This is a genomic window from Pseudoduganella namucuonensis (assembly GCF_900116645.1).
In the GTDB taxonomy this organism is placed as follows: Bacteria; Pseudomonadota; Gammaproteobacteria; order Burkholderiales; family Burkholderiaceae_D; genus Rugamonas; species Rugamonas namucuonensis.
Genome location: NZ_FPBO01000026.1, coordinates 89,995 through 113,785, shown reverse-complemented (window position 1 = coordinate 113,785; position 23,791 = coordinate 89,995). Strand labels below are relative to the sequence as shown.

At 57.5% G+C, this 23,791-nt stretch carries 21 protein-coding genes and 2 tRNA genes; 15 read left to right on the top strand and 8 right to left on the bottom strand.

The annotated features are described in order from the left end of the window. The first annotated feature begins 89 nt into the window (after nt 1-89). Nucleotides 90-1,412, top strand: coding sequence for an LLM class flavin-dependent oxidoreductase (locus tag BM436_RS24025; RefSeq protein ID WP_093558070.1), 1,323 nt, complete (start codon nt 90-92; stop codon nt 1,410-1,412). A gap of 9 nt (nt 1,413-1,421) precedes the next feature. Next, the gene (locus BM436_RS24020) at nt 1,422-2,105 is read left to right on the top strand and encodes a gamma-glutamylcyclotransferase (RefSeq protein WP_093558069.1); all 684 of its coding nucleotides are present in this window, start codon (nt 1,422-1,424) and stop codon (nt 2,103-2,105) included. 79 nt (nt 2,106-2,184) lie between these two features. Here the strand turns inward: BM436_RS24020 and BM436_RS24015 are convergent. The 3 genes from BM436_RS24015 to BM436_RS24005 form a co-directional block, all read right to left on the bottom strand. Continuing rightward, nucleotides 2,185-2,260: transfer RNA gene (locus BM436_RS24015), tRNA-Asn, on the bottom strand. 96 nt (nt 2,261-2,356) lie between these two features. Continuing rightward, nucleotides 2,357-3,055: a DUF3334 family protein gene (locus tag BM436_RS24010; RefSeq protein ID WP_093558068.1), complete on the bottom strand. Its 699-nt coding sequence runs from the start codon at nt 3,053-3,055 to the stop codon at nt 2,357-2,359. A 169-nt stretch (nt 3,056-3,224) separates the two neighbouring features. Further along, nucleotides 3,225-3,476, bottom strand: a complete 252-nt coding sequence (locus tag BM436_RS24005) for a type II toxin-antitoxin system Phd/YefM family antitoxin (RefSeq protein WP_093558067.1) — start codon at nt 3,474-3,476, stop codon at nt 3,225-3,227. A gap of 172 nt (nt 3,477-3,648) precedes the next feature. Here BM436_RS24005 and BM436_RS24000 point away from each other — a divergent pair, with 172 nt between their 5' ends. Together BM436_RS24000 and BM436_RS23990 are read left to right on the top strand one after the other, a co-directional pair. After that, nucleotides 3,649-4,239, top strand: coding sequence for a YdeI/OmpD-associated family protein (locus BM436_RS24000; RefSeq protein WP_093558066.1), 591 nt, complete (start codon nt 3,649-3,651; stop codon nt 4,237-4,239). Nucleotides 4,240-4,524: 285 nt separating this feature from the next. Further along, the gene (locus BM436_RS23990) at nt 4,525-6,327 is read left to right on the top strand and encodes a DUF4214 domain-containing protein (protein ID WP_093558064.1); all 1,803 of its coding nucleotides are present in this window, start codon (nt 4,525-4,527) and stop codon (nt 6,325-6,327) included. Nucleotides 6,328-6,349: 22 nt separating this feature from the next. Here the strand turns inward: BM436_RS23990 and BM436_RS23985 are convergent, their stop codons facing one another. Then, on the bottom strand, nt 6,350-7,183 hold the full coding sequence (locus tag BM436_RS23985) for an NAD(P)H-dependent oxidoreductase (protein WP_093558063.1): 834 nt from the start codon (nt 7,181-7,183) through the stop codon (nt 6,350-6,352). Nucleotides 7,184-7,284: 101 nt separating this feature from the next. Here BM436_RS23985 and BM436_RS23980 point away from each other — a divergent pair, with 101 nt between their 5' ends. Then, a complete protein-coding gene (locus BM436_RS23980) occupies nt 7,285-8,199 on the top strand; it encodes a LysR family transcriptional regulator (RefSeq protein ID WP_093558062.1) in 915 nt (304 codons plus the stop codon). A 58-nt stretch (nt 8,200-8,257) separates the two neighbouring features. Here the strand turns inward: BM436_RS23980 and BM436_RS23975 are convergent, their stop codons facing one another. Both BM436_RS23975 and BM436_RS23970 read right to left on the bottom strand, forming a co-directional pair. Next, on the bottom strand, nt 8,258-9,679 hold the full coding sequence (locus BM436_RS23975; protein WP_093558061.1) for a M56 family metallopeptidase: 1,422 nt from the start codon (nt 9,677-9,679) through the stop codon (nt 8,258-8,260). Then, complete coding sequence (locus tag BM436_RS23970) at nt 9,679-10,050, bottom strand: BlaI/MecI/CopY family transcriptional regulator (protein ID WP_218164918.1); 372 nt, start codon at nt 10,048-10,050, stop codon at nt 9,679-9,681. The genes BM436_RS23975 and BM436_RS23970 overlap by 1 nt, the downstream gene beginning before the upstream one ends. 353 nt (nt 10,051-10,403) lie before the next feature. Here BM436_RS23970 and BM436_RS23965 point away from each other — a divergent pair, with 353 nt between their 5' ends. From BM436_RS23965 to BM436_RS36435, 10 genes are all read left to right on the top strand, one after another. Continuing rightward, on the top strand, nt 10,404-10,802 hold the full coding sequence (locus BM436_RS23965) for a VOC family protein (protein ID WP_093558060.1): 399 nt from the start codon (nt 10,404-10,406) through the stop codon (nt 10,800-10,802). Between the two features lie 267 nt (nt 10,803-11,069). Further along, nucleotides 11,070-13,172 (top strand): PQQ-dependent sugar dehydrogenase, encoded by a 2,103-nt coding sequence (locus BM436_RS23960; protein ID WP_218164917.1) that lies wholly within the window; start codon nt 11,070-11,072, stop codon nt 13,170-13,172. Between the two features lie 146 nt (nt 13,173-13,318). Then, complete coding sequence (locus BM436_RS23955; RefSeq protein WP_093558059.1) at nt 13,319-13,648, top strand: DUF2322 family protein; 330 nt, start codon at nt 13,319-13,321, stop codon at nt 13,646-13,648. 414 nt (nt 13,649-14,062) lie between these two features. Next, nucleotides 14,063-14,464: a DUF7668 domain-containing protein gene (locus BM436_RS23950; RefSeq protein ID WP_093558058.1), complete on the top strand. Its 402-nt coding sequence runs from the start codon at nt 14,063-14,065 to the stop codon at nt 14,462-14,464. 72 nt (nt 14,465-14,536) lie between these two features. Next, nucleotides 14,537-14,635, top strand: a complete 99-nt coding sequence (locus BM436_RS38730) for a DUF5076 domain-containing protein (protein ID WP_143133296.1) — start codon at nt 14,537-14,539, stop codon at nt 14,633-14,635. A gap of 599 nt (nt 14,636-15,234) precedes the next feature. Next, on the top strand, nt 15,235-15,831 hold the full coding sequence (locus BM436_RS36450; protein ID WP_143133295.1) for a hypothetical protein: 597 nt from the start codon (nt 15,235-15,237) through the stop codon (nt 15,829-15,831). 29 nt (nt 15,832-15,860) lie between these two features. Continuing rightward, nucleotides 15,861-17,018, top strand: a complete 1,158-nt coding sequence (locus BM436_RS23945) for an AAA family ATPase (protein ID WP_093558057.1) — start codon at nt 15,861-15,863, stop codon at nt 17,016-17,018. Then, nucleotides 17,015-17,608 (top strand): DUF4276 family protein, encoded by a 594-nt coding sequence (locus BM436_RS36445; protein WP_177307455.1) that lies wholly within the window; start codon nt 17,015-17,017, stop codon nt 17,606-17,608. The genes BM436_RS23945 and BM436_RS36445 overlap by 4 nt, the downstream gene beginning before the upstream one ends. 853 nt (nt 17,609-18,461) lie before the next feature. After that, complete coding sequence (locus tag BM436_RS36440) at nt 18,462-19,811, top strand: HEPN domain-containing protein (RefSeq protein WP_143133293.1); 1,350 nt, start codon at nt 18,462-18,464, stop codon at nt 19,809-19,811. 313 nt (nt 19,812-20,124) lie between these two features. Then, nucleotides 20,125-20,889: an ATP-binding protein gene (locus BM436_RS36435; RefSeq protein WP_143133292.1), complete on the top strand. Its 765-nt coding sequence runs from the start codon at nt 20,125-20,127 to the stop codon at nt 20,887-20,889. A 338-nt stretch (nt 20,890-21,227) separates the two neighbouring features. Here the strand turns inward: BM436_RS36435 and BM436_RS23940 are convergent. Then, nucleotides 21,228-21,303: transfer RNA gene (locus tag BM436_RS23940), tRNA-Asn, on the bottom strand. An 83-nt stretch (nt 21,304-21,386) separates the two neighbouring features. Further along, nucleotides 21,387-23,603, bottom strand: coding sequence for a TonB-dependent receptor (locus BM436_RS23935; RefSeq protein WP_093558056.1), 2,217 nt, complete (start codon nt 23,601-23,603; stop codon nt 21,387-21,389). Nucleotides 23,604-23,791: the final 188 nt, after the last annotated feature.

The following is a 23,791-nucleotide window of genomic DNA, read 5'->3' as shown; positions in this document are numbered from 1 at the left end:
TAAGGGCATGCCGGGCTTCGTTCGCGCGTCGCCCCGCTTGCCACCTCCCGCTAAACCACCCATTACATTTCATTCCAATAGGAGCTTAAATGCATCGTCAGCTACATCTTGCCGGTTTCATGCGGCCGGTAGGCATTCATACCGCGTGGTGGCGCTATCCCGGCACCCAACCCGACGCCAATTTCAGCTGGCCGCTGCTGAAACAATTCGCGCAAACGCTGGAAAGGGGATGCTTTGACGCATTCTTCATGGCGGATCATTTAGCCCTGATGCATATGCCCATGTCCGCGCTCAAGAGGAGTGCGACCGTCACCTCCTTCGACCCGATGGTTTTGCTCCCGGCGCTTGCCGCGGTGACCGAAAAAATCGGGCTGATCGCAACGGGTTCTACGACCTATGACGAGCCCTTCCATGTGGCCCGAAGATTTGCCTCGCTGGATCATTTGAGCGGCGGCCGCGCGGGCTGGAACCTGGTAACAACGGTCAATCCGGAGGCGGCGCTCAATTTCAGTTATCAAGATGCGCCCAAGCATACGGATCGGTATGAGCGGGCACGTGAATTTTTCAAGGTGGTCACGGGCCTGTGGGATAGCTGGGCGGACGACGCGTTTCTGATGGATAAGGAGAACGGGATTTTCTTCGATCCCGATCGTTTAAAAACCTTGGACCACAAGGGAAAACACTTCTCTGTAAAAGGCCCACTCAACATAGCCAGACCTGTCCAGGGATGGCCTGTCATCGCCCAGGCGGGGGCATCCGACGCTGGACGGCAAATTGCCGCGGAAACCGCGGAACTCATCTTCGGCAACTCCAAGTCGATAGAGGCTAGCCGCGCGTTCTATGCCGACGTCAAAGGGCGGATGAAAGCGATAGGACGAAATCCAGATCACTTGAAAGTCATGCCCGGAGTTTTCGTGATTGTGGGCGACACGACCGAGGAAGCGCACAAGAAGAAGCAACTCCTCGATAGCCTCGTGCATATCGACAGCATGCTCCCCAACCTCTCGGTCCGCCTGGGGGTTGATGTCTCGGGATACGACTTGGACAAGCCGCTGCCGGAACTACCGGACACCAATGAGGGGAAAGGGAATCGCCAGGAATGGATAGATCTAGCCAAACGTGAAGGGCTCACCCTCAGACAACTCGCCCAGCGCGCGGGAGAGTCCGGCTGGCTGGAGATGATCGGCACCGCGACCGAGATCGCGGATCAAATGGAAGAATGGCTGGAAACCCGGGCTTGCGACGGTTTTGTGGTGATGTTCCATACCGTCCCGGAAGGTATCGACGATTTCGTCGACAAGGTGGTGCCGGAACTTCAGAGAAAAGGCATTCACCGCCGCAGCTATGAGGGCAGCACGCTGCGAGATCATTTGGGCCTGCCGCGCCCCGCGAACAAACTGCACTTTAGTTAGTGCGGGCTGATGGAAGCCATGGATAAAACAACACTTCAGGTAACGCGCGATGAAATACTTTCCGGCGCCATTCAGCGCGCGGCCGCTCAAACACCCGGCATGGTATTGCTCAGCGAGGCGGATTTCGAAGCTTCCCTCCAGTCCATACTGATTGACCACCCCGGGCAAACCGATATCTGGGTGTTCGGATATGGTTCCCTTATCTGGAATCCCGCATTTCATTTCGATGCCAAGCGGATTGGAAAGGTATATGGGTGGCACCGGAGCTTCTGTCTGTGGACTTCATTAAGCCGCGGTTGCCCGCAACAGCCTGGGCTGACACTGGGCCTCGACTACGGCGGAGTATGCTCGGGAGTGCTCTACCGCATCCCCGCCGCCGACGTTGTCAAGGAGCTTAAAGTGTTATGGCGAAGAGAAATGTCGGACGGAGCCTATACGCCGCGCTGGGTTTCCGTATCGACAGCGGAAGGCCGTATCAGGGCGGTGACCTTCACCATAAACCGTTCCCATTCCAGATACGCCGGGAAACTTGCGCAAGCTGAAATGGCTCAGGTCATCTCCAAGGCCGTGGGGAAAATGGGGCGTTGCTCGGACTATCTCAGCAACACCGTTGAGTCCCTGAAAAACGTGGGCATTCTTGATCACAAACTGACAGCGCTGGAAAAACAGGTGCAAGCCATGCTCACCAGATAAAAGTATTGGCTTCCGCGACCCGGTTTCCGGCAACACAAAGAAAAAGGGCCTGCGATCACTCGCAGGCCCTTGAATTCTTTGGCTCCCCGACCTGGACTCGAACCAGGGACCTGCGGATTAACAGTCCGTCGCTCTACCGACTGAGCTATCAGGGAATTGAAGGCCGTAATTATATCGTTCAATTCAGCAATTGCCTAGGGCGGCGGCGAAAAATTTAGCGCCCCTCCTCCGCGCCCTGGAAGCTGCCGGATTTACATCCCCAAGGACTTCAGCAGTTCGTCATGCGCCTCGTCGTCGGCGGAGTTGGCGGCGGCCTGCTCCTCCTCGTGACTCTTGCCGGCGCTTTCCATCAGCGAGTCCGGATCGGGCACCTCGTTGGGTTCGAAATCGTACAGGCGCACGAACTCCGTGCGGTCGATGGCCAGCTCGAGGTAGAACACATTGTTCTTCTCGGTGTAGAACGACACGCGGCGCATCTCGGGACGGTCCAGCGGCGTATCCACGTTGAGCATCACCTGCTTGGTCAGCACCAGCATCTTCGGCTGGTTCTGCGTGATGTTGGTTTGCAGCTCGCGGCGCACCTTGCCGGTGAAGTCGCCGACGATCTGGTTCATCAACTCGCCCAGGATGTTGGACACCTCGTCGGAGGTGTGGGAGCCGGCCAGCTCGGACTTGGGCATGCCCATGTGCAGCATGTAGTCCTCGTAGATCTCCATCGCCGTTTCCTTGCCGAAGTTCAGCACCACGAGGCCCGTGAAGCCGCCGTCGAACAGCACGAAGCAGCCGATGTCCGGCTTCAGGCCGACCTTGGTGATGCGCTGAACCATGGCGGAGTAATGCACCTTGCGTTGGGTGGCGATGCCCAGGACGCGCGTGACCGAGTTACACAAACTCGTCAGCAAATCCTCTGTTCCGTACACGATACCCTTGTCATCCGCTTCCGTTGCCATGCTCAAATCCCCTGTTATTTTCCAGTTACTATGTGTTGTAGCTTTGACTTGCCTAGCCGCATCCCTAGAGAATACTGAACCAGTAGTGTCCCGTCCACCTGAATCGACCATTCAAGGGGAATTATGGCCGTCTATGAGACGGTCCACCCCTCCAGCGAGTCTGCAACGCTTAAAGGTCCTCTTCGCGGGCGCCGCTTTGGTCGCGCTCGAACTCGATCTCGTCGAGCCCATGCAAGGGAGACTGCCGCATAAAGTCTACCAACGCTTGTTTGTCGCGCGATAGTTGCTCAAAAGCATGGCTCGCCAGAACCACCGCCACCGACTTTCCGCGCAGCGTGATGGCTTGTGGTCCCTCGGTTTGTGCAAGTTTTACCAGCTTGGACAAACGCGCTTGCGCCTCTTTCATTTGCCATGTGCGCATGGAGCCTCCCCCGTATCAACTTTACAGTTCAAACTTTAGCAGACGACATTTATCAAGGCTGCGGATTAGTTCATAATTGGTGTTTCCGACAACGTTGGGTAGGCACAACGCGGACGCAACGCAGGTATCGTGACGATAGCTTCTCCCACATGAATTAATTCGAAAGGCGTCCATGACAGAGGAAAAACATAACCCCAAAGTTGATGCGTATTTCAGCGAGACGAAATGGCTGGAGGAGTGCGCGGAGCTGCGCAAGATCGTCCTGGCCTGCGACCTGACGGAGGAATTGAAGTGGGGCGTGCCTTGCTACACCCTGGACGACAAGAACGTCGTGCTCATCCACGGCTTCAAGGAGTACTGCGCCCTGCTCTTCTTCAACGGCGCGTTGATGAAGGACCCCAACGGCATCCTGATCCAGCAGACCGAAAACATGCAGGCCGGACGGCAGATCCGCTTCACGGGCGTCAAGGACATCGTCAAGATGAAGGCCGTGTTGAAGGCCTATGTACGCGAAGCCATCCAGGTGGAAAAAGCCGGTTTGAAGGTGGAGTACAAGAAAACCGAGGAGTTCCCCATCCCGGCGGAGCTGCGCAGCAAGTTCGATGAAATCCCCGAGTTGAAGACCGCCTTCGAGGCGCTGACGCCGGGCCGGCAACGCGGATACATACTCCACTTTTCCGACGCCAAGCAATCGAAGACGCGCGAGGCCCGCATCGAAAAGCACATGCAGCACATTTTCGAGGGAAAGGGGCTAAACGATTAGCGCGGAATATACGGCATCGCATGCCTCTCCAAAGGCGGCGCTGTTCTCGCTATACGTACTCGCCTGCGCCAGCGGCGCGGCCGCCGCCGGCGAGGACCACGCGCCGGTCGGCATAGACGCCAACGAGCCAGCCCAGGCAGTACAGCACTTTGGAGGGTCCCGGAAGCTCCTGCTGTCCGCGATTACCTCCCGCCATGGCGACGGTGTCAAAGGCTTGATCCGAGGGATGCCGGTGAAACATTGATCAAAGTACAATAAATGCAATATTAATCATTTAAAAATTCAATGACCACCCTGTCCTTAACGTCCATTGCGTTCGCCACCGGCGTACCCGAACCGAAGGCCAATATCATCCTGACCTTCAACGCCCCCGTCACCGCCGGCAGCGGCGAAATCGTCCTGCGCAGCGTGTACAACGACGGCTTCCCCGTGCTGACCGAGGACATCGCCACCAGTGGCCGCATCACCATCGCCGGCAACACCGTCACGCTGGACCCGTCCGTGGACTTGAGCTTCGGAGGCCGCTACCAGGTCATCTTCCCGTCCGGACTGCTCCGGGACGCCGCCGGCGGCACGCTCGACCAGGCCTACGACACGGTGGTCGCCACCAGCCTGAGCCCTGTCGCCCTGCGTTTGGATGGCACCGGCGGAGAGGACCGCCTGGTGGGCTCCAACCTGGCGGACACGCTGTCCGGCAACGGCGGCAACGATGACCTGGAGGGCTGGGACGGGAACGACACCCTGCACGGCGGCGGCGACAACGACACCCTCCTCGGCGGCGACGGCGACGACCTGCTCTTCGGCGGCGACGGCAACGACAACCTGTACGACGACTCCGGTGACAACGTCCTGAGCGGCGGCGCCGGCAACGATTTCCTGACCGCCGCACGGGGGACGAACAAATTGTCCGGCGGCGCGGGCGACGACGTGCTGGTCGTGAACGGCGGCGCGATCATGGACGGCGGCGACGGCGACGACCTGCTGCATGTCAACTCTGCGGACAGCGATGTGACCGCCAGCGGCGGCGCCGGCCGCGACGTCTTCGCGTTCGCCCCGCGCTTGGCCAGCGTCGTCACCATCACCGACTTCGCCACCGGCGCGGGCGGCGACGTGCTCGATCCATACCAGTTGTTCAGCGACGCCCCCGCCGCGAATCTCTTCACCACCGGCCACCTGCGGCTGCAGCAAAGCGGCGGCGACACGCTGGTGCAAATAGACCTGGACGGCGCGGCCGGCCAGCAATCCGGCTTCCGCACGGTGGTGGCGCTGCGCAACACGAAGGCGGACACGCTCACCAGCGACAACTTCGCCCAGGGCATGTCCCCGTCCGGCTCATCCAAGGGCATGACGCTGCACGGCACCGCCGAGCGCGACTACCTGTACGGCGGCGTGCTGGACGACACGCTCGACGGCGGCGCGGGCGACGATTTGCTGGTGGGCGGCGCCGGCAACGACGCCCTCGATGGCGGCGCGGGCCGCGACCTGTTCTGGTCCGACGCGGGCAACGACGTGGTCGCCGGCGGCGCGGGCCTGGACTCAGCCAGCTACACCGCGCTGCTGAGCAGTGTCCGCATCACGCAAGTCGACGGCGCCACGCGCGTCGAGGACCTGCTTGGCAACCAGGGCACGGACCTGCTGACCGGCGTGGAGCGCATCCGCTTCAGCGACCTGTCGTGGGCGCTGGACGTGGGCATCGACGGCGACGCCGGCAAGGTCTACCGCCTGTACCAGGCCGCCTTCGACCGCAAGCCGGACGCGGCGGGGCTCGGTTACTGGCTATCGGTGACGGAATTCGGCTCCAGCATGGAGAGTGTGGCGTCGAGCTTCACCCAGTCGGCCGAGTTCCGCAAGCTGTACGGCGACACGCCCACGAATGCCGAACTGGTCACGCGCTACTACAGCAACGTGCTGCACCGCGCGCCCGACGCGGGCGGCTACGCATACTGGGTCGATGTGCTGGACCGGCAGCTGGCCAGCGCGTCCCAGGTGCTCAACCATTTCAGTGAAAGCCGGGAAAACGTTGACGCGGTCGCCAAGATCATCGGGGGCGGGTTCGAGTACAAGCCCTTTACTTGGTCGATAGACTGAAAAACCTTACCTCCCAAGAAGGCTAGCGGGGGACAGGAACGCCGCATTCCTCGGCCACAGAGGGCCGAGGGGCCTCCACGACGTGAACCATCAACCCCGTCCGCGTCGGCGCGACATGGTCGGCCAACACGTGGCGGTCTGGATAGTCGCCTCCGTTCTGCGGACGGAAAGGAATCGGCGCGTCGTCAAACAGGCGCTCCACCCGCCCGCGCCAGGCGGCGTCCACCTCGGTCATGCGGTTGCCCTCGATGCGCACGGTCCCATACACCGCGAAGGTGGGCAGCACCTGCATGCCGGGAAAGAACAGCGTACCGTGCGTGATGGGAAAGAGCAGTTGCTCCAACGGCCCGTTGATGCCACGTGGCGAATAGTCTTCCGCCGGCCCGCCAACAGATACCGCCAGCAGCGCGCGCTTCCCTGCAAAGCCGCCATCACCATAGCGATAGGCGTTGCCGGCCCCTTGGTAACCGTAAGCCAAACCATAGGCCCACACCCGGTCCACCCACCCCTTCATGATCGCGGGCATGCTGAACCACCACAGCGGGAACAGCAAGATCACCGCGTCCGCCGCCTGGATCTTCCGTTGCTCCTCTTCGACGTCCGGAGTCTGGCAACCGTTGGCGAAGGCGTATCCCGATTCCTCGATCAAAGACAGCCGCTCCCGATTGGCGCGTTCGGGAAAATCCTCGCCGTCGAATACCGCCTTCCATCCCATAGCGTACAGGTCGGATTGCAGCACTTCGTGGCCTTGGGCCTTCAGCACCTCAATAGCGATATCTACAAGGTGATTCGTCACGGAGGTCCGCTCGGGGTGGGCATGGACGATCAGGACTTTTTTTCCGCTGGTTGATGGCATGGTTTGGCTTTCACAGTACGTGGAGTGTGGGGACTGGACGTAGTTTGGCTCGCCACCAGCTATCTGTGAAATCCAATGATTTTTGATCTATCATCCATTGAATGGATACCAAGAAACGCCTAGACCTCAATCTCCTCGTCACTCTGGAAACCCTGCTGGTGGAACAGAACGTGACCCACGCGGCAGAACGCCTGCACCTCAGCCAGCCGGCGGTCAGCGCGCAATTGAATCGCCTGCGCGAGCTATTCGACGACCCTCTGCTGATCCCGGTGCAGCGCGGAATGACACCGACCGCCAAGGCAATGGATTTGCTTGATCCGCTCCGTCAGGCGCTGGACCAGGTGCGCGCCACGTTGGCCGAACACCGCAACTTCAACCCGGCAAAGGCCAGCCTCACTGTCACCATCGCCTGCACCGACTACCTGCAGGCGACGGTGGTTCAGCCCTTGGCGATCGCGCTGCGCAAGCGGGCACCCGGCGTGCGGATCGCCTTGCGCCATCTTGATCCGGCCGAGTTGGAAGCCCAGATGGCGAGCGGCCAGGTGGACTTGGCGCTGATGACGCCCGAGCATGGCCCAGCCAGCCTGCGCAGCCGGCATCTGTTCGACGAGCGCTACGTGCTTATTGGCAGGCATCGGCATCCCGGGCTGCGGCGGGGGCTTACGGTGGAACAGTTCGCGAGACTGGACCAGGTGATCGTCTCGCTGCGCGGCGGCGACTTCACCACCCCGGTGGACGAAGGGCTCGCGGCGCTAGGCTACAAGCGCAAGGTCGCGCTTTCCGCGGCATCGTTCCTGTTCGTGCCAGGACTCGTCGCCCAGTCCGACTTCGTGGCCCTGGTGCCAGAGAGGCTGGTGCGCGCTTCCCGCGAGGCGCTCAAGGTGGTCGAATGTCCCTTCCCCGTGCCGGGCTTCGCCGTGAGCATGCTGTGGCACGAGCGCAATCACGGCCACAGCGGACAACGCTGGGTACGTGAAGTCGTCATGGAGTTGTCCGGCCAAGCCCGCGGCCAGTGACAATCCGCATCCGCCATGGCATCGGCGAGATGTCGCGCGATGCCGGCGGTGGCCATGCTTACTCGGCTTTACTTACAAGGACGGTCATGTCGAAGCCCTCGAAACCGGTGGCTTTTTGCTCGCCCGCCCGGATGCGCGATGGCTGGCCCAGTTTGGCGACCAGACGTGGCGCCGAGGGCATCTTGTTCGTGCAGTGCACCATGGCGTTGATCTGATAGAAGTCGGCACCCGGTGCCGGCAGAACACGGAACTCATAGTTGCAGCGATCCTCCGCCTCGCCAGAGGAGAAGCTGGCCGTGTTGTCACCAAGCCCGACACCCTTCATGGCGATGGATTGCTCGCGGCTGTCATTCACCTTGAGTTGGATAGTGACATCGACGCGGTCTGCCACCGGTGCTGGCGCCGGCTGTGGCGACGGGGCCGTGCCGCCCGCCGTGGCGGCAGGCGCGGCGCGCGGCGCGCCCGCCGCCGAAGCGAGCGCCGGGGCCGCCTCGGCCTTCTTGGGAGTCGACGACGGTTTGACGCCAGGCGCAGCCACCGCCTGGGGTGCGGAAACAGCCTTGGCGACAAGCGGCGCCTCGGCCTGCGGCCCGAACGCCCAGGCCGCGGTGCAACTCGCGGCGATGCCGATGGCAAGCGTCCATTTACCGGCGATGCGGATTTGTTTTCCAACAGGCGGCCGTGCAATGCTCATGATGCGTCCTTTTAATGGGTGGATGGATTGCCAAGTGCAGGCAAATGCTTGCCCACTGCTGGCCAACTGCGTTTTGAGGATGGCGTCAGCATAGCTGCGGCGGGCCTCGGGGAAATCATCGAGAACGGCCGCGTCGCAGGCCAGCTCCTGGTCCAGGCGAAAGCGGCGCACCGCCACATGCGCCAGCGGATGAAACCAGAAGAGCGCCAGCAGCATGCCTGCAAGGACGTTTGCCAGCGCATCGCCGCGCTGGGCGTGCACGCGCTCATGCGCAAGAATCAGCGCTTGCTCCCGCAGCGTGTAGCGCGACTCAAAGTCACGGGGAACCACGATTTTTGGACGCAGCACGCCGACCAGCGCCGGCCCTGCCCTGTCACTGGCGGCGCGGTAGACGCCATCCTCACCCGTGGCGTGCAGTTCGCCCAGGCCGCGCAGGAAGCGGCGATGTTGCCGGGCCATGACGCACAGCGCCAGCGCCACGCCCACGAGCCACGCGGCCATCAATGGGGCGGCGGGAACGCGCGGCGCCTCGGACGCGGCGACGATAACGATCGCTTGCTTGACAATGGCGGGCGCCGTGAACTGTGCCGACGCGGTCAGCGCCTCCTGCCGCAGCGGACGCGGAAGCAAGCCGACAATCAACACCATGGGCAGCAGCAGCCAGGACGCGTAAGCGACGCCCGCCCCAAAAACCCGGCTCAGCATCGGCCGCAGCGCGAGGACCAGCAGCGTCGCCGCCGCCAGCACGGCGGACAGGATGGCCAGCATGTGGAACGCGTGGTCCATCAGGACTCCATCTCATCGATGATGCGACGCAGCTCGGCGATATCGCGCTTGCTCAATTTGCGCTGCTTGCTGAAGTGCGCGACCAAGGGCGCGACGCGGCCACCGAACAGGCGCTCAAGCATGCTGGCGCTCTCCTGCGTCAACCAGGCCTCGCGTTCCAGGGTGGGGCTGTAAAGGTAGCGACGCCCTTCCTGCGTGGCGCTGACGGCGCCTTTTTTCAACAGGCGGCCAATCAGGGTCTTGATGGTGGCGTCTTGCCAGTCGCGCTCACTGCGCAAGGCCGCGGCGATGTCTTCGGCGGCCAGCGGGTGGCGCGACCACAAGACTTCCATGACGGCGGATTCGGCTTCGCTGATTGAAATGGCTTCCATGGGACACCTCGGTTACACGTGTAATTGACCAGATGATTACAGGTGTAATCGAAAATGTCAACTGCGCACCGACCACATAGCTGTAGCCAAGGATGTTTGCCAGGCGCGCGGCTTGTTCGGCACTGCCGCGGCAGCGGGGAATATCTACGCCAGGCTGTACTATGACGACCTGGCGATGCGTGACGCCCCCAGCTCATCAGAGGCGAAACGCGTGATCACAACGCTTACCGCGCTGGCTACGCCGACTTGTCAGTTCGTCGCGAGCCTAGGGGAGCGCCTGTCGATTTCCTCCCACGCCGTTCGTCGTCATAGTGCAATTCATTATTTGATCCACTTTTCCATGAGGCGACATCATGAACAAACAATTCATCGTCAACCTGCCGGTCAGGCAGCTGGACAAATCCAAGGCTTTCTTCTCCGCTCTCGGTTTCAGCTTTAAAGCGGAATTCACCAATGAGAACGCGGCTTTCATGATCGTCGTGGAGGATTGCATATACGCAATGCTGACGACCGAGCCGTTCTTCCAGTCATTGACCGGCAAACCCGTCGCCCGCGCGACGGAGGCCAATGAGGTCGTCTTGTGCCTGAGCTGCGAAAGCCGGGAGGAAGTGGACAGCCTGATTGCCAAGGCTGCCGCCGCGGGTGCCCGCATTCCGCATCCGGCCGAAGACCATGGATTCATGTATGACCAGGGTTTCGAGGACATCGATGGCCATCTATGGAACCTGGTCTGGACGGAGTCTCAAGCCTGATCGAAATCGCGCCCTTGCCGATGCAAGGGCTTTTATGGATAACAGCTGGTTGTGCTTCGCGCAGGACCAGCGGCATCAAACCCCTCCTTGGAGCGACAGCGCCGTTGAAACCCATGGCCTACCAATCAAACACACTCGGTCGGCATTTCGGTGCTAACCTCGCAGCACTTTCAGGCAGTCGATTGCCTGCACGTTAGCGGTCTCCCATGTGAGCGGCCGTAGCCCCATTGCGGCTAGCCTGCATCACACCATCTGTGAGGATACAGTGTGATAAAACCTATCCGCATCATCGAAGGTTTGCAGGCAGGCCCGCAGTCACGCCGTTTCGCGGTACTGCATGCGATCGCCGGCCTGGGAGCGTGCGGCGTGCCGCCCACCTCCGCCGCGGCTCCAACTCAACTGCTGGTGAGCGGCCCTTCGCAACGGTGTCTGGACATCAGCATGGGCAGCCAGCAGCCCGAAACAGCCGCCATCATTTTCGACTGTCACGGCGGGATCAACCAGAAATGGGAATACACCGCGGCGGGCGAACTAAGAACCTTCGATGGCGCTCGCTGCCTGGACGTCAGGGCTGCAAGCACCCTGCCCCAGGCAATCGTGCAATCCTATCCCTGCCATGGCCGCGCCAATCAAAAATGGACGATCAAGCCGGACAACACAATTGTCAGCGTACATTCCGGATTGTGCCTGACCGTGATGGGCGGCCGCACCGCCAACCTCACCGGCATCGATATGTGGCGATGCGCGGGTTTGGCCCACCAACAATGGTCATTCAGCGCGGCGCCGCCTTCATCGAACGACACGCAGGCGCCAACGGCGCCGAGCGGGTTGGCCATCAGTGCCTTGACGTGCCGCTCCGCCACGCTGACGTGGAAGGCCTCGACCGACAATGTCGGCGTCGCCTATTACGACATCTATCGCGACGGCCAGGCCTTGGGGACGGTGAACGCCAGTACGCTCACTGCCCAGCTCACGCTCACGCCGGGCGCCAGCTGGGGCGTGTACGTCAATGCGCGCGACGGCGCGGGCAACGTTTCGCAGGCCAGCACTTCGCTTCAGCTCAAGGTACCGCAGTGCGAGGCGGACGCTCAAGCCCCCTCGGTTCCGACTGGCTTGCGCGGAACAGTGGCGGGGACCACGGCCACGTTGGCATGGAACGCGTCCAGCGACAATGTGGGCGTCACCGGATACGACATCTATCGCAACAACATGAAAATCGGCGGCACCAGCACGCTCGGGTACACCGACACCGGGCTGGCCGCCAACACAACCTACCAGTACACGGTCGCCGCCCGCGATGCGCAAGGCAACGTCTCCCCGCGCGGGACCACCTTGTCCTTGACCTCGGGAACGAGCTGCACCGATGTCATCTGCTCAGCGGCCCAGGTAGCTGTCGAGACTGATATCCCGTGGGGGCTGGCCGCCTTGCCGGACGGAACAGTGCTGTACAGCCGCCGGGACGCGCACGACATCATTCGGCTGGACCCGACCACCGGCACCAAAACTTCGCTGGGCATCATTCCCAACGTCCAGGGTACCGATGGCGAAGGCGGCCTGCTGGGCATTGCCGTCCCCGCCGGATTCCCGGACCAGGATCCCTGGCTTTACGTCTACCACACCAGCCCGACCGACAACCGCATCGTGCGCCTTCGCTATGTGAACGGGAAGCTCGACATCGCATCGCTGGAGGTATTGTTGAAGGGCATTGGGCGCAACAAATTCCACAATGGCGGGCGTCTCCGTTTTGGTCCGGACGGCAAGCTGTATGCGACGACGGGCGACGGGCAAAACGGTCCCTTCGCGCAAGACATCAAACAACTTTCCGGCAAGGTACTGCGACTTAATCCGAATGGCACCCCGCCGACCGATAATCCGTTTGGGAATTATGTCTGGAGTTACGGGCATCGCAATCCCCAAGGACTGGCGTTCGACGCCAGCGGGCGATTGTGGGAACAGGAATTTGGCGATTCGCTGGACGAGACCAACTTGATCGTCAAGGGCGGCAACTACGGCTGGCCGAATTGCGAAGGCGTCATATCACGCGCCGGGACAGGTTGCGCAACAGCGGGCTACGTGGCGCCGAAATATACCTACCGAAATACGGAGGCATCGTGCAGCGGCATCGCCATCGTCGGCAGTTCCCTGTACGTGGGCTGCTTGTCCGGCAAGCGTTTGTATCGCAGCGAAATCAGTGGAACCAGCCTGATCAACGTGCGGCAATTTTTTGTCGGCACCTATGGCCGCATACGTACTGTGGAGCCGACGATCGATGGCAATTTGTGGCTGACAACCAGCGATGCCGCAGGGGACAAGGATAGTGTGCCGAACAATACCAATACACAAATCTTGAAAATCATGTTGAAGCCGTAGGCGGGTGGTGGCTTGCGCCTCCAGCGCTCAACGGGCCTTGGACTGGCGGGCGCGGAACTTCCGCAGGCAAAAATGGTCCACCGCCCGGCAAAACGCCATCTATGACACAATACTCTTTTCACCAACCAACACCTGTAAGAGTACCTATGCAACTGCCAAACTTCAGCGATAAATTTTCAGACAACCTGTCCCTGCTGCCTGTCAGGGATACGTTGGCCGCAATCGAACTGATCGATCAGGCGGGCACTACGGTGGCAAAGATCGAAAATAAACCAGGCCAGGCCGGCTCGCTTCGCGTTTACGCCTGGCTTGCTGACGCGCTGGGCGCGATTACTGCGGAAGCGGCGGAAGTTGGCCTGAAGATTTATGCTGAACACACGCAGGACGCCCGCGCAAACCCAGGCAAGCACCCCAACATTGACCGTCTGTTCAACATTAAAACGCAGGATCAAACTCTGCAGGTGAAAGCACTTTAAGCCCGGCCTTGGCAGCCGGTGCACCACCGACTGCTTCTCCCCAGAAGCAACACGTCTCGCAATGCAAAAAGCCCAACCGGTGAAGGCTGGGCTTTTCTGTATTCTGGCTCTCCCACCTGGACTCGAACCAGGGACCTGCGGATTAACAGTTCGGTGACCTGGAGAACAGTGCGGTGGAACTCGACCTCATGGGTTAGCAAGTTCCAGCGCCCTCCCTGCGGCCCAATAAACCGGCAGTATGCGGTGCCCCGTCATGTCTGGGTTGCAAACTCACGACCACGCCGGGTTCCCAGCCTCGGACACGCAAGTGTGACAATTCATGCATCTTTTGCCTGAGCAACATACATGGTATTCTGTTCAAGGGCAGCATTCGGTCGCAAGCGGCCAGTGAAGTTGGCTACTAAGGATCGATAGATGCAAACACAAGCTGAATGTCGCAACGAAGTTCCCGTAACAAAAGACGATAGAAATGAAGGTCCGATTCCAACGGATTGGCGATCGATCTTGGTTCAGATCGTATCGGCGTTTGTGCGTCAAGATTATCGGCTTGCGTCAGGCATTCCCTGTGTCGCGCCGGTTTCAGCTGCAACTGCTGAACAAATCCAGAATTCCATTGAAGATTACGGTGCAAAGTTGATCGACCTGCCTGAGTCCACTTGGAGCACATCAGTGTGTATTTGGCTTGGGGATCGTTGGGATGTACTCATTGACCTTTCGACACAAGAGGAAGGCAGCAGTGACCTTGTACTTCAGGCCCGGATTTTAGAGGCGGATGATGGCTATATATTTCACGTTTATATGGTATACGTGCCCTAAGCTTCTAAAATATTTAGTTTCCTGACACATCTCGGCCAATAACCGCTATTGAACACTTAAAGATAGAACTATATGAATGAGCGTCCAATACCTCCTGCCGCAGAAAGAGATCCTGCTTCGGTGGAAATGCTGCGTGTCTGGATGCTGAAAAGCAGTTATATTGCTCATTGAAGATTGGCATGTACAGGGATAGAATGGGCGTTGATGAGGAGCGAGCTTGGGGAACGCATCCTTGTAGATGCGGCGCGACATATTGCCTGAGCGCTTCATCCGGAAGATGAGAAGGCAGAAAAAACTGCACTGCAAAAAATACTTTGGATTAAACAGGGAACTTGCTGCGCCTCATCAGACATACATGGTGGATCTTCTTAAGCGGCACAATACGGCCAAAAGCGGACATCTTTTCATATGAACAGTATGATAAGCTGTCAATTAAGCAATCATATTAATATGAGAGATAGTGAAGCGCAGACTCGTCAGGTGCCCAAGGCAATCATTGGTTATTTAGAATGGGTCTTGGCTTGGCAGTGGCTGCACTACTTGGCGTGAATATGACGTTCGGACTCGGTACGGGCATGTTGGTAGGACATATTCGGTACGGGCATGTTGGCAGGACATATGCGGAAATTGTTTACAAAACGCAGTCGCATTGTTCTTGGCATCGTTACCTTCGTGCTTCTCGTGGTCCACGCCTGCTTTAGTTCACTGAAAGAGCGCTGGCGCCATCCTGCCAAGAACGGTCCATCGAAACCGTTGGGAGATAAATAAGAATGCTAATATTGTTGAATGAAAAAAACTGTCTTCCCGAATTGGTGAATCAAGCAAATCAGCTGCCTTATGAATATGCGGATGGCGAAGGTATTGATTTTGAGCCGTACGATGCATTCAAGTCGGCTGAGGAAACGGCCGAATGGTTCCAGGCTTGGACAGGCAATCCAAATGCGGATGGGTCAAGATTTCGCGTTTTTGGCCAAGATGGCTCTGGCGGTTACACTGCATTCTGGATCGTGCGAACCTGTCCTGACTTGTTGGAACAGCCGATAGTGTTCTTGGGGGCCGAAGGTGAGACCGCAATCGTGGCTCGCAATTTCTACGACTACCTTTCGTTTCTTGCTGCGGGGTTGGGGTCTTATGAAGCTGCTACAGTCCCAGAGGAATCGCGCATTTCGCAGCCCAATTGGAGTCGTTTGCACTTAGAAATGCTGGTCCGACTCGCACTGTTGTGTGGGTGTTTCAAGATGCAGATGAAGAATTTCCGAGCTTCGTTCAGGACATTGAAGCTCAGTGCCAATAACGACCTGAAGCCGACAATCTTGATTTGCATTCCCTCCGCGCAACTGTGCAATAATCGATTGCATTCCGACTAACGGCGATCACTTCAACTAGTCCATAACCGATGATTATCACAAATCTAATACTCAAGAATTGGCGTAACTTTCGTGAGGTCAATGTCCCGTTGAGAGAGCGGACTTACATTTTGGGAGCGAATGCTGCTGGAAAATCGAACTTTCTAGATGTTTTCAGATTTTTAAGGGATATCAGTAAACCACAGGGTGGCGGCCTTCAAAAAGCTATTGCTGACAGGGGGGGGGTGCAAAAGTTAAGATGCCTTCATGCTCGTACAGACCCGGAGGTGTTGATTGAAGTACATATTTCGGAGAGCCAAGATGATGCGGAACCTAGATGGAAGTATATTCTTGGTTTTAAGCCTGAAGGTAAGGGCGCGCAGCGCACGCTTATATCAAAAGAGCAAGTGTGGGATAAAAGTAGGCAAATCCTGAATCGTCCAACGAAGGATGATAAAAAAGATGTCGTCCGCTTAACGCAGACCGCGTTGGAACAAATTCAAGTTAATTCGGAATTCCGGGAACTTGCAGAATTCTTCGCCGATACAACATATTTGCATCTCGTTCCGCAATTGTTGAAATTTGGGGATTTAATTGGCGGGCAACGGCTTGATGATGATCCCTTTGGCCAGGGTTTTCTCGAAAGAATTGCTAAAACTCCCCTAAAGACGCGCGAGTCCAGACTCGGAAAGATTGAAAAGGCTCTGGGATTAGCTGTGCCGCAATTTCGGCAGCTTCGCTATACGCCCGACAAAATAAACGGACGTCCTCACCTTGAGGCGATGTATTCGCACTACAGGCCTAACGCGGGGTGGCAGCGCGAGGATCAGTTTTCGGATGGCACTTTGCGGCTTTTAGGTCTGCTATGGGTCTTGTTGGAAGGCGATAGTCTGCTCCTTCTTGAGGAGCCTGAGCTATCGCTTAATGACGGGATTGTAAGGGAGATCCCATTGTTGATTCAAAGAATTCAACGTGATCGCAAGCGCCGGAGGCAGACGTTAATCAGTACTCATAGCGAAGCTTTGCTAAGCAATTCTGGAATCGACGGTCGAGGCGTATTGCTTTTGGAGCCTGTGGCCGAGGGGACAAAAGTCAGGTCGATCAATTCAGCTGAAGTACTCGCATTGCGTAGTGGCCTGTCAGTTGCAGAAGTTATTCTGCCAAAAACTCGGCCTACTTCTATTGATAAATTGGGGCAATGGAAATGAGAGGTGTCGTTCTTGCAGTTGAGGATGAATTGAGCGAACAGATAGGACTTCGGCTCGTGGCGGAAGTTAGATTGCAGATTGATTTGGTTCTTAGAAAGGGTGGCAACGGCTATTTGAAAAGTAAGTTCATTAGTTTTTGTGAAATGGCTCATCAAACCCCGGTGTTGTTAATTACGGACTTAGACTCGATACCGACAGTAGAAAAACTAAAGGTAGAATGGCTAAATAAGACCAAGCCACCGAATTCATTGCTATTCCATGTGGCCGTTCGAGAAGTAGAGTCCTGGCTCCTCGCTGATCATCGTGGCATGAAAAAAATGATGGGGAAAAACGTAAATAAATTCCCTGCTGCACCAGATGACCTAGCGGATCCGAAGGCTCATTTATTAAGTCTTGCGGCTTCAGCGGCTCGAGATGTGCGCGACGACCTTATAGCTGAGCGTGGAAGCATGGCTACGCAAGGATTAGGTTATAACAAGCGGCTTAGCACTTTCGTTAGACAAATATGGGACCCCGAAGCTGCCGAAGATCGGTCACCGAGCCTACGTTTGCTAAGACAAGACTTGGTTAGGTTGGCAGAAACCATATGAAATGTTTATCGGTGGATGTGCGGACGTTGGCGTGATTGACAAAAAACTTGCGCAATATCACGGTCGTGTGAGCGGCTGCTTTGGGGCGATAGCGGACAGTTATCTGATGCGAGTTCCCAAGCTGCCTGAGGCCCTCTTCCATTCGCGTACGGCCTGCATAGTGGCCCCAGGTGCGACGCGGGAGCGTCTCCATGCCCTCGCTATCCCAGCTATCAGTCAGGGGCCGCAGCCCTGCAACGGCCTCTCTGCGCCTCAGAAACCTTGTCCAAGAGTCCACGAGTGAAGCCACAGTTGACTCTACACTTACGGTCCTACTCGAGCTCCCCCACTTAGCCTTGAGTTCCGACGTGAGAACGTATGAACTTCCCCTTGAGCAACATGTTATCCTGCTCGGGTCTGAGCTTGACCAAAGTAGTCGGTCACCTAACGACAATTTGCGCCCCCCGTAAGATGGCGATATGCATCCGGCCCGTGAGTAACTAAACGCTGACAAACCCTTGTCATAGTGTCTACTGACGAATAAGATGTAACTTTGAACTAGATGAGTGGAAGGTGAAGCCTGCGACGAATATGACGTTAAATGGTCAGGGAAATGAGAGACAGTACGCTTTTCCCGCTTACTAACTTTCTAGGAAGTAAAGCGATGCTTCCTCATTGGAGAAATGGTGACTTTTCTAGCTAGAAGGTTAGTACAATTAAACAAGGACGACTATGCTGGTCGATTTGAGTTTCATCTATCCTTCTTGTCATAGGCACCGGCATCATATAGCGCGACTTGCCTTTTAGCAACTTAGCAAACAGGGCCGTCTTCACTTCTCAGATCAGATCGATCGATTGACCACGCGACATAAATATGGCAATAAACGATAACAAAGAAAGCCGACATACACGTGCAAAGTTTGGGGATGAGGCTAGGCGAGCGCTTGCAATAAAACTTGCTGCGACACTAAGTGGCATGACCGTCATCGATAACGAAATACTTGCAGCGTGGAACCCAGCAACTCATATTTTTGCCGAGTCTGCCTTAAAGTATTTCGGCGATTGGATGTCAGCGGATGACATAGTTACTTTTCTCTTTGAGGAAGCTAGGCCGATATTGCGTCGACTCAATGTTGGACTAAAGCTTCGAGCTAGACCTCTTTCTGTCGAAAAGGCGAGATTACTAAGCGAGGAATTGATAAACGCATTAGCAGAGATTCCGCGAACTTATCAAGTTTTCTTTCCACTGCCTCAGATGCAGACTATTCCGGACACCGAGTTCTGTTCATCGATACAGCTCGTTAGCCGGGATTTCGGCCGTAAGTCTGACTTCTTGTCGGCAGAGTCAACCTTCCAAGGTATGGTTTCAGATACTGGCAGTTCGGCAGACGTCGAAGTTGACAATACTCAAACATTTTTAAGGGTTACGATCAGCGGATATTTATCATCTTCCCGTACACAGTCAGCCATGCTAAGTGCGACTTCTATCTTAAAGCGGTGTGTTCAAATGGGCGTTATTAAGAACGCATTCGCGGTCGATGGCTTTCATCCTGGTTTTCACAAGTTAAGCACTGGTCCAGATAGTGACGTTCTCGCTCATCCAGCCCTTACCGCCTTGGCAACGGAGTCATTTGCAAATGGTCGCCCGGTTAGACGCATTCAACTCAGCCGTAATTTGTCAAATTATTTAACTAGAATAAGAATTTACACCATCGGGGGAATGAGACAGGTTCGGCCACCTGTAATTTCCAATAGCGACATGCAGCGCGACTTACAAAATTTGTTATCGAGCTCGTACTCGTTACTTGTAGAGCGAATCAATGAGGAACAGACTAGGTCATTGAGGAGCGCTTTTGAATGGGCCTTCGATGCGATGGCAGATGACGAGACTGTACCAAGTTACATCAGCACATGTATCGGTATTGAAGCTGCCCTTGGAGAGGAAAGCGAATCGGGCGGAATCACGGAACGTCTCGCGGACAGATGTGCATTCCTGCTTGGCAGCATTCCTGTCCAACGTTCATGCATACGGGTCGATGTGCGCGAAATTTACAAATTGCGATCAAAATTAGTTCATGGAGCAACTAATACCCTCAATGGCCGTGATACTGCCATGAGCGAACTTAGTCGAAAATATTTATGGCTAATACTCGAGACTGAACTGGATGCGATTCTCGAATTGCACACAAAGCAAAACACATTTATCGACCGAGAGCGACCTTAAATACCATTTACGACTAAGTGCTACGGCGATAAGCAACCCGCCTTTCGACATACAATTTTGTTTAAGCAACTCTGATTCCAAAAGGACATCAGTGGATATATCGATCCCCGCACGCTTCGATCGCGCAAGCATATTTCGGCTATTGGAGGAATTGGATGCCACACGTGACTTGGATAACGTTGCTATCGACTTTAGTCGCTTGAGATATTCAACTCCGACAGCGATGCTTGTAGCTGGCTCTAAATTACGTGAATGACGTGAGTACCGACATTCTTGTGGCTACCAATCCTGGCATCGAGGCATAGAGCAATCGGTGCAGGCGCACAGCTACCTAATGCATCTCGGGTTCTTCGATTTCATTCACATAGACGAAGGAAGGTTGATCGGTGAAGCAAAAGGATCAGCACGCTATCTTCCGATTACGCATCTCGCTAGGCCCCCAGTCGATTTAGATACAGAAGGAATAACGGCTTGGTATGACGCCATTCTGGAAGTCTCTCGCAGCTTGGCAGCGGTGGTCGCTGGCTCTGGCGATGACTCTGAAGAGTTGCGAACTTACGCATACTGCATGCGTGAGATCATTCGAAATGTATTTGAGCATGCGCAAGTGGATGAGTGCTTTATCAGCGGCCAGCGCTGGGCGAATGGCGAGGTTGAAATTGCGATTATTGATGAAGGGGTTGGACTAACAGCCACATTGATGCCGGACAGTGAACTTCCTGATGATGAACAAGCTATCCGTATGGCCGTTCGGCCCGGTGTAAGTAGAACCGGACTCTTATTGAAAGATGAACCAAATACCTATGGCAATTCGGGGTTCGGGCTGTTCGTGCTAACTGAACTTGCAGCGAACTTTGGGTGGTTTGTATTTGGCAGTGGCTCAGCACAAATGACTGGACAAAAACATGTGCGCCGAGTCGACTCGACCTCGTTCCAAGGAACTTATTTTGGACTACGCCTTACTGTGGTTCCGCACAGCTTTAGTAGCGTGCTGGACGATATTATTCAATGCGGAGAAAAGGAAGCCGGCATATCCGGTGTTTCACGCCGAGCGTCAGGAATGTCTAGGATGAGTTAGCCAACAGTGGCCACGGTGAAGCCTCGTTGAGTTGTCGGCCGTATCCCTTTCGTCCCTCGCATTCGGTAGCTTACTGTGGAGTTGGAGTTTCTTTCGATATTTTGTGAATCTGCTTTGGGGCGATCGCCGACATTTATCTGATGCGAGTTCCCAAGCTCCCTGAGGCCCTCCTCCATTCGACCAAGGCCTGCATAGTGCCCCAGACGCCACGCGGGAGCGCTCCCCATGCCCTCGGACATAGCAGCCCCGCAACGCTCTCCCAGCGGCCAAATAAACTGGCCCTAGAAAGCAAAAAACCCAACCGGGTAAGGGCTGGGTTCTAGGCATGCAGCAAATTCTGGCTCCCCGACCTGGACTCGAACCAGGGACCTGCGGATTAACAGTCCGTCGCTCTACCGACTGAGCTATCAGGGAATTGAGGCCGCAATTATAGCGGCCGTTGGCCAGGCTGTCCAACCGCAGCGTTTACCGCCTTTGGCCGGACAGCCAACCTGGGCTTAGAAACTGCCCTTGAACTGCACGCCCCACTGCCGCGGCTCGTTGATGAAGCCGGTCAGGTTGTTGAAGTCGATGCCACCGGTGATGCGCTGGGTGTCGGTGATGTTGCGGCCGAACGCGGCCACCTCGTACTTGCCGCCCGCCCAGTTGTAACCCACGCGCAGGCCGCCCTCGGTCATGGCCTTGCCGGTGAACTCCACCGACTCGTACAGGAAGAAGTTCACCTTGCTGCGGTAGGACCAGTCGGTCAGCACGAACAGGTTGCCGTCGGCCAGCGGCCAGTTGTAGCGCGCGCTGGCGTTGAATATCCACTTCGGCGCCTGCGGCAGCGCGTTGCCGTCGATAACCACGCGGCCGGACGCGTTGATCGGGTCCAGCACCGTGCATTGCGCGCACTTGTTCACCGACAGCGACGGGTCGTTGATCTCGGTGAAGTTGTAGCTGCCGCTCAGCGCGACCTTGAAGTCGTTGGTCACGAAGCCTTCGATCTCGGCTTCGATGCCGCGGCCCTTGGTCTTGGCGGCGTTGATCAGCTTCGTCACGTTGGAGTTGCCACCCACCACGGTCAGCTGCTGGTTCTTCACGTCGTAGTCGTACACGCTCAGCGCGGCGCGGGCGCGGCGGTTCAGCAGGTCGGCCTTCACGCCGGCCTCGTACGAGACGATGGTCTCCGCGTCGGCCACGGTGATCGGCACGGCGGTGGACGCGGCCGCGATGCTCGGCGCGCGGAAGCCGGTCGCCACGCGGCCGTACACGCTCACGTCCTTGTTCAGCGCGTAGGTGCCGCTCAGGTCCCAGTTGAACTTGTCCTTGCTGATGCCCACCGTCGGCGCGCCGGTCAGCACGGTGTTGATGGTTTCCAGCGTGGCGAAGTCCTTCTTGTCCTTGGTGTAGCGCAGGCCGCCGCGCACGGTGAACGCGTCGCTGACGGCGTAGTTCACGGAGCCAAAGGCCGCCCAGGCGGTGTTCTGCTGGTTGCTGGTCACGCGCGTGGTGCGGGCGCCGGCGACGTTGAAGTTGTCGGTGGAGCCGGTGGCGTCCTCGTCGAAGTAGTACACGCCGGCCTGCCAGTTCAACGGGCCGGCCAGCTTCGATTCAACGCGGAACTCCTGCGAGTACTGCTTCAGGTCGGGGATGCTGCCGGCCGTCTCCACCTGGAACGGCACGGCCGGGGCGTTGGTGGGGTTGCCGCCGTCGATGTCGCCGCGGCTCACGTAGCGCGCCACGGATTCGTAGCCGGTGATGGAGTACAGCTTCACCGCGCCCAGGTCCCAGCTCAGGCGCACGTTGCCGCCCTGGGTTTTCAGGCTCTGGTAGTTCCGGCCGTTGGTGTAGATCTTCTCGGCGTCGAAGCCGTCCACCAGGTCGTTCGTGCCCTTCTTGATGATGTTGGCGCGGAACAGGCGCGAGCTGCCGGCGCCGGTGCGCTGGTGCACATTGAACAGCGCGTTGAAGGCGGCGTTGGGCTTGTACAGGAACTGCACGCGCTCGGCGTGCTCGTTGTAGCCTTCCATCGAGTCGTTTTCACCGGTGAAAACGTTGGACACGTAGTCGTCGCGGTGCTGGCGCAGCACGGAGGCGCGCATCGCCCATTCGCTCGACAGCGGCACGTTGACGGCACCTTCCACGTTGGCGGTGCCGTGGGTGGCGTAGGACAGGTTGTAATAGCCCTCGATGCCTTTCAGGCTCGGCTTCGCGGATTCGAATTTGACCACGCCGGCCGGCGTGTTGCGGCCGAACAGCGTGCCTTGCGGGCCGCGCAGCACTTCCACGCCGGCCAGGTCGAACATCGGGTAGCCCTTGAGGATGGGGTTCTCCTGCACCACGTCATCGTAGATCAGCGACACGGGTTGCGAGGCGAAGGTGCTGAAGTCGGCGTTGCCGTAGCCGCGGATGTAGAAGCGCGGGAACACGCGGCCGGTGGACGATTCCACGTTCAGGCTGGGCACCTTGCCGGAGAGGACGCGGATGTCCTGGCCGCCGGAGAGGATCACGTCCAGCTTTTCGTCCTTCAGGGCCGACACGGACACCGGCACGTCGCGGATGTTTTCGGTGCGGCGCTGCGCCGTCACGGTCACGGTTTCCAGCTGGCCGGCCTGGACTTGCTGCTGGACTTCCTGGGCCATCGCCACGCCGGCGGGCGCCAGGGCGCTGAGGGCCAGTACGGCGCGGCCGGTGCGGGAGAGACGCTTGTGCATCTTGGACATCTTGATCATTTCACATTCCTTATGGGTCGTGCCTCGTTGTCGAAGTGTCTCCCTATTCCCGCATTGTTCTGGTGTCCGGGCAAAGCAAAAGGCCGCGTGATGGGCGCGGCCTTTTGTGTCATTGTCCCGGTCGGGGAAATTTTGTCGGAATTATATATATCCGATACAACAAACGCAACAACATTCATTTTTCAGAA